Below are 9,892 nucleotides of genomic sequence, written 5' to 3'. Positions count from 1 at the left end.
GGCTGATGCTTAAGCGCCTTGCTGCCTCTCCTTGAGATCTCAAATGGGTTCTATAGGGGAGTATTCATAGTAAGTGTAGTGAGGGGGATTTGTGCAAAGAGAATACGAACGGCTCAATGCTCCATCCGGATGAGTCGGGCGATCGCCCGTGGCTGCTCCTGGGATGACCCGTAAGCTTCAAGGAAAGCTTCCGAGTTACCGCAGACTGATTCTTCTATACTGCACAATAGAAATCAGGTTTGTGCCTTCAGCCCATTGAGTGACGTTCTCAACCCTCCATCCATCCCCCAGGAACACGCCATGCCTACAGGTTTAACTGACATCAAAGGTCTGCTCTCAGACATCATCGCCCGTTACCAAAACCAGGTGGATTACCTCGCGATTCGCTTGGAGGAAGCCGAAGGCACCGATATTTTGCTGAGAGGTGGCAAGGTAGAAACGCTGAGCGAAGGCATTTCCACCGGTGGTCAAGTGCGAGCATGTCACAAAGGCGGCTGGGGCTTCGCCAGTTTTAACAACCTGGCCGCTTTGACTCAGCGGGTGGAAGAGGCGATCGCCGCCGCTCGTTATTTAGGCGATGATGAAACCTTGCTAGCGCCCATCGATCCGATCCAAACTCTGTGTGCCTTACCGCTGACAGGCACCCATCCCCGTCATGTTCCCCTCATTCAAAAGAAAGAGCTATGCAGTCATTATTCTGAAATTTTGCGGAGCCTGGATGACCAGATTACAACGACTTCGGTTCGCTATGGAGACAGCGCCCATCGGATCATGCTCGCCACTTCTGACGGAACGCTGATCGAGCAATCCTGGGTCGATATGGAAATGCGGTTTGCCGCGACCGCCCGCAATGGTGAAACGGTGCAAACCGGACGGGAAACCACCGGATCACGCAAAGCCTACGAAGATTTGTTAAACCTGGACGACCAAGTGCGGGGGGCAGCGCAGCGAGCCGTTGATGCCCTATCGCTTCCTTCCGTGAAGGGCAACACCTATACCGTGGTGATTGATCCAATTCTGACAGGACTCTTTGTCCACGAAGCGTTTGGACATCTCTCTGAAGCAGACATGGCCTACGAAAGTCCCGATTTACTAGAAGTCATGACCCTGGGGCGACGCTTTGGTTCACCCGACTTACAAATCTTTGATGGTGCGGCTCCCAAAGGGCATCGCGGCAGCTACTACTATGACGATGAAGGGGTGCCGGCCACCACGACCCAATTGATTAAAGACGGTATTTTAGTTGGACGGCTCCATTCCCGCGAAACAGCGGGCAAACTGGGCGAAAAACCCACCGGAAACGCCCGCTGCCTCAACTATCACTATCCGCCGATTGTGCGAATGACCAATACCTGGATTGAGCGAGGCAAAACGCCCGCTGCCGATCTGATCCAAGACATCCCGGAAGGAGTCTATGCGCGAAACTGGCTGGGGGGCATGACCAATGGGGAAATGTTCACCTTCACGGCTGGGGAAGCGTGGATGATCCGCAATGGCAAACTAGCGGAACCTGTTCGTGATGTCACGCTGTCGGGCAATGTGTTTAAAACTCTGGCGGATATTGAGGCAATCGGCGACGACTTTTTCTGGGATGAGTCGGGGGGGTGCGGTAAGGGTGGCCAGAATGGCTTACCTGTGGGCTGTGGTGGCCCCAGCCTCCGGATTCGAAATGTGGTGGTGGGGGGTGAAGCCGCAGACGAAGAGTTTGAAGCGTAAACGTTACGGGGGTGGGACGGGTTATCTATCGCTGAAGATACAAGGGGCGGGTTTGGTGCTAAAGCCTGATATCCGTTAGGGTTCGTCTTCTAAACCTGCCCGTACTAACGGTTAGAGCTTAAAAGCGATCGCCAATATTGAAATAGAACACAGCATCGCTCTGATCATTAAAGCCCAGCTCAAACCGGAATAGTCCTAGATTAGATGTGGCGAGAAGCCCAATTCCACCCCCAAAGCCATCACCGGGTTTGCCACGCACAACGCCCGGTTCACCGATGACAAAGGTTTGGGTTCCAAAGCCCGTTGCATAATCGAAAAAGATGCTCACCGCCAGGAGTGTCGATTCTCCCAACAGGCTCCCGACAAACCCATCGCCCCACCGGATCAGCGCAAAGGGAGCGCGATACTCCACGGTTCCCTGGAGGAAGGTCTGGGCACTGGCCGCATCCCCTCCGGTATACCCTCGAACCGAGCCAGATTCCCCCAGGCTAAAGGCTTCGTAGGGTGGAGCATCCCCGAGCAAGGAACCGCCTTGGAGATTCAGGATTAACGTACTGGGGGTGTCGTCTACTTCGATAAACGATAGCGGAATGAACTGGGTGACGTTAGCCATCGGGCGTGTGTAGAACACATCCGCATCGCCCACCGGAATCGACTAATCCAACCCAAACTGAACACGGGTACCGCTGGTGGGGTACAGCAGATCGTTCGCCTCGTTGAGATATAACGCAAAGTTAGCTGTAAGAAGGGTGTCAGTTCCGTCGTCGCTCAGGGTGAGGGTGTTACCAAACTCATCTTCGGAAAAGAGCTTGTTGCTAAACATCCCATTTCGCACCGAGAGCAACTGGTAGGACAAACCTGCCGCCCATCCGAACTCTGGCGTTGGTTGCTGCATAATTTGGAAACCACCACCGACTCGTTGCTCCCAAAAGTCTTCATCGGTATTGGGCAACGCGACGTCATCTTCGCCACCGTTGAAGTTGGAACTTAACGTACTCATCCAACCCAAGTTAACCGCGTACCCCAGTCGGTTTGAAGACTCGCCAATCCAGGGATCAGAACAGGTGATCGCTGTCCCTGCGGACTCATCCCCGCCAAGTATGCCAAAGGTGAGGTTCTGATCATTCCCGCCAATATTTTGCCAGACGACGCTTCCTGGAATTTAGAATCCGGGGGTTCGTCCGGGGCGAGGCCACACGGGACGGGGCAAGGTAATGCCTTGGAGTACCCAGGGGCGTTCAAACTGGGTGCCGCTCAGGATACCAATCGTTCAGGCTTCCCGCACATTAACCACCATCACGACTTCATCAGGAGTTGCCGTCGGTTCAAGCTCAATGCTGGCATTTTGGACGGCATCTAAGTCCACGATGCGGGTAAGGCTAAGCCATGCTTTGTCTGGATCGTAGACATCACCCACCTGTAAATCGAGTTCTCGCGTGATGATAAAGTTCCGTGTTTTACCCTCGGTTGGTTGCCCATCGCGATCGACATAGCGCACTTGAATCTCACGAATAACCTCTCCATTGCCAGCAGGCACCGAATCGTCTTCGAGGATTCTCTCTTGCTCCAGCTCTTGTTCGGGGAGTTCACCTTGAGCAATGAGATTGAGGGTTTGATGGTCAAAGTCACGAATTCCGGGGGATGGGAGTAAGTCGGATGCTTGCTGTGATACCAAAGGTGGAATGGGTTCGCTTGCGTCCGTTTCTGTTTCTGGTAGCAGTGCAGAGGCTGCTAGTAGGGGTGTAGGGACGATCGCCCCATTCGGATCGGGTTCGAGAGTTATAGGGAGAGTCTCATCGGCTGAAGAGGCCAACGGCTCACCCTAAACAATGGGTTCTTCTTGACTCCAGCTTGCTGTAGGTGTCAGCAAAAGCCCAGCAATAATAATGGGCAGTCGATATCCAGCCGCTTTGATTAGGTTAAATGAATAGGGGGTTCGCATTTTTATGTCCTCAACACACACATGGCACCAACTGCCTTGAACTGGGAGCATTCCACATTTGCAAATTTATCAATGTCTGGAGTGCGGGCATCTTGCCCGCGAGCGGGACGCTCGCACTACCCGTACAAAATTGGGATGCTCCTCTTGAACTTGCTTTAGATTCAAGCACCAAAACTATCAAAGATGAATTTAATAGCTGATGAATTTAACATAGGAGCATAACTGCCCAATGGTGGAACGATCAAATGCGTCCTAGCCTACTGGATGGCTAATCAGTGCAGACTTTTACCCAAATCTGCGATCGCTCCACGCCACCGCTTCCGATGATGATATAGTCTGCCATGCAAATTCTCTCCGTCACCCTGAAAAACTTTAAGTCTCACCGCGATCGCCATTTCACCTTTCAACCGGGCACCAACGCCATTTGTGGCGAAAACGGCGCAGGCAAGACCAGTATCTTAGAGGCGATCGCTTGGACGTTATTCAACTACCGAGGGGTGTACCGCAACGAGGATCTGATCTGCAACGATGCCTCGACTGCACAAGCCACCGTTGAATTCATTTCTAACCGCGATCAGCGCACCTACTTGGTCAAACGCTGCACGCGAGACGGCTACACAATTTTTGATCCCCAGATTAACCAAAGCTTGGAATACAAGCGGATTGAGGATGAAGTGCTGCCCTGGCTGCGGGAGCATTTGGGCGTTGCACCGGGGACGGATCTGGGGCGACTCTTTGCCAACACGATTGGCGTTCCCCAGGGCACCTTCACTGCTGACTTTTTGCAAACAGCAGAGCGGCGAAAAGAAGTCTTTGACCGAATTCTCAAGGTTGAGGAATACAAGCAAACCAACCAAAAAATGCTGTCCTTGGAGAAATTCGCCAAAGGCAAGATCGAGGGACTACAACAGGCGATCGCCCAATATGAAGATGCCCTGCAACAGTGGGAACCGCTTCAAGCCCAGCAGCAACAGATTACTGACGATATTACCCAAGCGGAAACCCAGCTTACCCGCCTCAACGCCCATCTCACGGAGTTGGAAGCGACCAAAAATAGCCTTTCCGCTCAGGCACAACAGGTTCAAACCCTAGAAAACCAGATCAAAACCGGAGATGCCCAACTTGACGGCAAACGACAGGCGATCGCCCTTTTAGAGCAATCCGTTCAGCGGGCAGCAGAGGCGGTAGAACGCTGCAACACTCACCGGGAGGGTTACGAACAGTATCTCAAGGCAGAGCGATCGCTGCGGGCGCTAGAGGAGCGCACCAAACAGCAGCGACAACTCCAAAAACAGCGAGACACCCAACAAAAACTCCTGGCGACCAAACAAGCGGATGTAACCCGTATCACCGTAGAACTCGATCGCCTTGCTCAACTCAAAACAGAACTGGCTCAACTCCAACCCCGGGTTCAACAGCAGCAAGAACTAGAAACTGAACAAACGGAACTCACCCACCGCCTACAAGCGCTTCAGGCTAGCGTTTTAGAAAAAGATAAGTTGGATCAACACCTGCAACGCCTCCGGCAGCAGTGGCGACAGCTTAGCCAAGAGATCGAGCAGATTCAGACCCTTCGCCAGCAGGTTGCAGCTATTCCCGACCTAGAACAGCAGCGCGATCGTCTCCAGCAACAGTTGAGCCGCCTCGCCGCCGCCACCCAATTCGAGGCCGAGCTACACCAGTTAGTGTCCAACAGCACCGACCAGCGCGATCGCTACCAAGTCCAGGCAACCCAAGCCCTCGCGACCTTAGAGGAGATTCAGGCCGCCGTGCCCCTGCTCGCCACCGACGCGATCGCCACCGTCCGCGATTCGATCCAGGCGGGCGTTGACCTCACGGGCGAGATGCTGAATACCCTCCGGCAAATTTTGGCGGATTTGGGCGAACAGGTGTCGGAAACCAAGCTCAAGACCCAGCTTAAAGCGGTGCAATCCCAGTTGGAGCAAGCCTACCGCGATCGCGCGATCGCCGATTCCCTAGATGCCAAGGAAACGCAGAAAGCCGAACTCCAGCAAGATGGCGAACAAACCCGCCAGCGGATCGCAGACCTCGAAACCCAAATTCAGCAACAGGATAAACTTCGCACCCGCCTCTCTGACCTTACGACCCAACTGCAAGCCCTCGAAAATCCCAAAGGGCGTGCCCAACTCCTCGAACAACAGCAGCAGCAAATTCCCAAACTCGAAGCTGAGCGCAATCGCCTCAAGGCCAGCTATGCCGATCTAGAAAAAGAAGTGGAGGACTTAACCCAACAGCTTCAGGCCTTTGAGGATCTGGAGGCTGACATTGAGCAGCAAACCCAATTACGGCAGCAGCACCAATCCAGCTACCAAACGTACTTGCAATTCCACAACGATGCAGAGCAATACGCCACGGTTCAGGCCAACTTGAACATTGCCCACGTGGAGTTAGAACGATTGGAGCGCGATCGCCAAACCCTTCAGAAAGACTACGATGCCTTGCTCAAAACCTACGATCCCCAAGAGTGGCAGCGCATCGAAACCCTTTACACTGATACTCGCCGCCAGGCCGATCAACTCGCAGGCGGACTGCCCCAACAGCGTAAGCTCCTCGAATCTATCGACTTCCAATTGAGAACCCTCCAAGACACCGCCGAAAAGCGCGATCGCACCCAGGCTGATCTCAAGGAACAGGAGCGAGTGAAACGCTTCATTTCCTTTGCCCGCAAGGTCTATAAAGAAGCAGGGCCCCGGATTACTGAACAGTACGTTCAAGCCATTTCCAAAGAAGCGGATAAGCTGTTCCGCGAGTTGCTCAATCGTCAAAACGTCGCGCTGGAATGGACACGGGACTACGAAATTCTGGTGCAGGAAGGAGCCCACACCCGCCGCTTTGCCAATCTCTCTGGTGGGGAGCAGATGTGCGCGGCGCTCGCTGTTCGGTTGGCCTTACTGAAAGTGCTGGCAGATATCGATGTCGCGTTTTTTGATGAGCCGACCACAAATATGGACAAACCCCGTCGGCAGTCCCTGGCAGAGGCGATCGCCAATATCAAGAGCTTCCGGCAACTGTTTGTGATCAGCCATGATGACACCTTCGAGCAAGTTACCGAAAACATCATCCTAGTCGAGCGCGAAATGCTCGGATAGGCATTCGCTCATTTCTATAATAAAAAGTAATTCTCTCGCTCCTGACTCGGTATGGCACACATCACAATCGAGATACCCGATGACCTCGCTCAGAAACTAGAGCAGTTTCAGGGACAACTTCCACATGTGATTGAGCTGGGTTTACAGGAGTTTCAAGCTCAGCAACGACAATCCACCGTTTTAGATGAGCAAGAGATAATGCTTTTGCTGGCTAGCCAACCGACTCCAGAACAAATTCTTGCCCTTCGTCCTTCTCCAGAGTTTCAAGCGCGAGTCAGTGATCTACTGGCTCAAAGTCAATTAGGAACACTGTCTGCAAAGGGAGAAGCTGAGCTAGAGCGATATCTAACGTTAGAACATCTGGTATGGCTGGCTAAGACCCGTGCCTTCGCCCAGCTTCAGTAATAGTGATGAGTACTTACGTGCCAGCCGCTCTTCGCCGTCGGGTGATTGAACGCGCGGGCGATCGCTGCGAATATTGTCTATTCCCTCAACGCTTAACGTTATTGGCCTTCGAAATGGAGCATATTATTTCCGAAAAGCACGGGGGAGAAACCTCTCTGGAAAATTTAGCTTTAGCCTACCCGTATTGTAACTGTGCCAAAGGCACCGATCTTGGTTCTATTGATCCGGAAATAAACCAGCTCACCCCTTTCTTCAACCCTAGAGTGCAGAACTGGCAAGACCACTTTTCCCTTGATGGTGCCATTATTGTTCCGCTAACTCCAGAAGCGAGGGTTAGTGTCTCCATCCTTCAGCTTAATGATCCCGATCGCGTACAGGAACGAGAACAGTTACTTGCGATTGGACAATACCCTTGAAATAAGCGGAGTACCATGAATTCTCTTCGATCCGTTATCCGTATTGCAACCTTGTGCCTGTTTCTAGTCGCGATCGCCCTCGTCACACCCATTACACCCGCCTGGGCAGAGTTTCAAACCGAACAGGTGAACGGGCAAATGCTCTACAAATCCTGGCAAACTCTGTACGACATCGATCGCCATAGCTGGAAAGCGATCGCCTTTCGTCAAGTTGGCGACCTCGGTATTACTCCGGTGTACCTACGGCTGATCACCTTTCCTGGTTCTGCAACGGTGGATCATGGGCGATCGCTCACCCTCCTCCGCCCCGATGCCGAACCGCTGCTTTTAGCTGATGAAACTGCTCTGATTTCGCCCAACAGCCCGCTTTATCCCAACGTCGCCCAGTACGATCTCTCCCTAATCCTGTCGCAACTGGACCCCACTCAACCGATCCGACTCTCCCTCCCTGTCGTCGATGGCAACCCCATTCTCCTCAAAGTGCCCCCGGTTGCTATTCAGGAATGGCAGGCGATCGCCACTTGTGCCACGATGGACTGCTCCCTGGAGAATTGATTTTTGCTGATGGATACCCAAAAAAAACTACAATGTCTCTATGGTTAATAGGTATTTTTTCCCAGTGAATTTAGAAATCCCTCGCGTTGGGTCAAAAAATACCTTAAGATAACTCTAAAGATTGTCTAAAGACTGACTCATTAATAAAAGTACTAGGAGGATCACCTATGGCGCTCGTCCCCATGCGACTGCTGCTGGATCACGCGGCCGAAAATGGTTACGGCATTCCTGCGTTTAACGTGAACAATATGGAGCAGATCCAGGCGATCATGCAGGCTGCTCATGAAACCGATAGCCCTGTGATTCTGCAAGCGTCTCGCGGTGCGCGTAAGTACGCGGGCGAGAACTTCCTCCGTCACCTGATCTTGGCTGCTGTGGAAACCTACCCCCACATCCCCATTGTGATGCACCAAGACCACGGTAACGAGCCTGCGACTTGCTATTCCGCCATCAAGAACGGCTTCACCAGCGTTATGATGGACGGTTCGTTGGAAGCAGATGCTAAAACCCCCTCTAGCTATGAGTACAACGTGGCTGTGACCAGCGAAGTGGTAAAGGTTGCTCACGCAATCGGTGCGTCTGTTGAAGGTGAACTGGGTTGCCTCGGTTCTCTGGAAACTGGAAAGGGTGAAGCAGAAGACGGTCACGGTTTCGAAGGCGAACTGGATCACTCCATGCTGCTGACCGATCCCGATGAGGCCGTTGACTTCGTAGAGCGTACCCAAGTAGATGCTCTGGCCGTTGCAATTGGAACCAGCCACGGTGCTTACAAGTTCACCCGTAAGCCGACTGGCGAAATTCTAGCAATCAGCCGTATCGAAGAAATCCACAGCCGTCTGCCCAACACTCACTTGGTCATGCACGGTTCCTCTTCCGTACCCGAAGATCTGATTGCGCTGATCAACCAGTATGGTGGTGCAATCCCTGAAACCTACGGTGTACCCGTTGAAGAGATCCAAAAGGGCATCAAGAGCGGTGTTCGCAAGGTCAACATCGATACCGACAACCGTTTGGCAATTACTGCTGCGGTTCGCGAAGCCCTTGCTAGCAATGCTAAGGAATTTGACCCCCGTCACTTCCTGAAGCCTTCCATTAAGTACATGCAGAAGGTTTGTGCAGACCGCTACCAGCAGTTCTGGTGTGCGGGTAACGCAAGCAAAATCAAGCAGGTTTCCCTGGAAGAGTACGCTGCGAAGTACGCCAAAGGCGAACTCAACCAAGTTGCCAAGAAAGCCGTAGGTGTATAAGCCTAGGTTAAAGACCTGAACATCTAAAGTTCTATACATGGAGCTAGATAGGTATCTCTATCTAGCTCTTTAATTTTTTGGGATATTATCTGATGCGACAGGCATCGCTAACCACCTAACTCGTTGTTCACCTCAATTCTCTTTCCAATGGATATTTGAATCTTGACCCTTTGAAAGAGGGATAGATAGTGGGGTTCGTGGGAACTTGGAAAAGACGAATTTAAGAGGTATGCGTTCTATACAACGATTTAAGACATCATTTCGACGTGTCCTAGCTTCCTTCTTTGGATTTCTCATGATTGCACTAGTCGGAGTCCAAGGATTTGCGATCGCCCCTGCCCATGCAGCAGATCGATACATTAACGTCAGTTCGGGATAAGAGAGGGGCAGGTTAGAGAGGCTGAAAGTGCTAAGTTTTCCCCCCTTGACCTGCCCCATGTTTAGTCTAGAAGACCTGTTTTGTGACATCGATGACTTCTGCCCAACCTTTGAACCGCAGTG

The 9,892-nt window shown here is 52.3% G+C and carries 9 protein-coding genes; 6 read left to right on the top strand and 3 right to left on the bottom strand.

Annotation, left to right across the window (positions count from 1 at the left end; translation table 11 throughout):
* Window positions 1-300: 300 nt before the first annotated feature.
* A complete protein-coding gene (locus IGR76_13990; GenBank protein ID MBF2079589.1) occupies window positions 301-1,716 on the top strand; it encodes a TldD/PmbA family protein in 1,416 nt (471 codons plus the stop codon).
* A gap of 118 nt (window positions 1,717-1,834) precedes the next feature.
* Here the strand turns inward: IGR76_13990 and IGR76_13985 are convergent, their stop codons facing one another.
* The 3 genes from IGR76_13985 to IGR76_13975 form a co-directional block, all read right to left on the bottom strand.
* A complete protein-coding gene (locus IGR76_13985) occupies window positions 1,835-2,329 on the bottom strand; it encodes a BamA/TamA family outer membrane protein (GenBank protein ID MBF2079588.1) in 495 nt (164 codons plus the stop codon).
* A gap of 42 nt (window positions 2,330-2,371) precedes the next feature.
* A complete protein-coding gene (locus IGR76_13980) occupies window positions 2,372-2,878 on the bottom strand; it encodes a BamA/TamA family outer membrane protein (GenBank protein MBF2079587.1) in 507 nt (168 codons plus the stop codon).
* 108 nt (window positions 2,879-2,986) lie between these two features.
* The gene (locus IGR76_13975) at window positions 2,987-3,529 is read right to left on the bottom strand and encodes a hypothetical protein (GenBank protein ID MBF2079586.1); all 543 of its coding nucleotides are present in this window, start codon (window positions 3,527-3,529) and stop codon (window positions 2,987-2,989) included.
* Between the two features lie 470 nt (window positions 3,530-3,999).
* Here IGR76_13975 and IGR76_13970 point away from each other — a divergent pair, with 470 nt between their 5' ends.
* The 5 genes from IGR76_13970 to fba all read left to right on the top strand — a co-directional run bounded on the left by IGR76_13970 (window position 4,000) and on the right by fba (window position 9,391).
* Entirely contained in the window at window positions 4,000-6,768 is a 2,769-nt protein-coding gene (locus IGR76_13970; GenBank protein ID MBF2079585.1) for an SMC family ATPase, read from the top strand.
* Window positions 6,769-6,819: 51 nt separating this feature from the next.
* Window positions 6,820-7,173: a hypothetical protein gene (locus tag IGR76_13965; GenBank protein MBF2079584.1), complete on the top strand. Its 354-nt coding sequence runs from the start codon at window positions 6,820-6,822 to the stop codon at window positions 7,171-7,173.
* Between the two features lie 2 nt (window positions 7,174-7,175).
* A complete protein-coding gene (locus IGR76_13960) occupies window positions 7,176-7,589 on the top strand; it encodes an HNH endonuclease (protein MBF2079583.1) in 414 nt (137 codons plus the stop codon).
* Between the two features lie 15 nt (window positions 7,590-7,604).
* A complete protein-coding gene (locus tag IGR76_13955) occupies window positions 7,605-8,144 on the top strand; it encodes a DUF3122 domain-containing protein (GenBank protein ID MBF2079582.1) in 540 nt (179 codons plus the stop codon).
* Window positions 8,145-8,311: 167 nt separating this feature from the next.
* The gene (gene fba, locus IGR76_13950) at window positions 8,312-9,391 is read left to right on the top strand and encodes a fructose-bisphosphate aldolase class II (GenBank protein ID MBF2079581.1); all 1,080 of its coding nucleotides are present in this window, start codon (window positions 8,312-8,314) and stop codon (window positions 9,389-9,391) included.
* Window positions 9,392-9,892 lie beyond the last annotated feature (501 nt).

This window comes from Synechococcales cyanobacterium T60_A2020_003 (assembly GCA_015272205.1).
Classification (GTDB): Bacteria; Cyanobacteriota; Cyanobacteriia; order RECH01; family RECH01; genus JACYMB01.
Note: the sequence above shows the minus strand (reverse complement) of the source record. Positions and strands in the feature narration are given on the sequence as shown.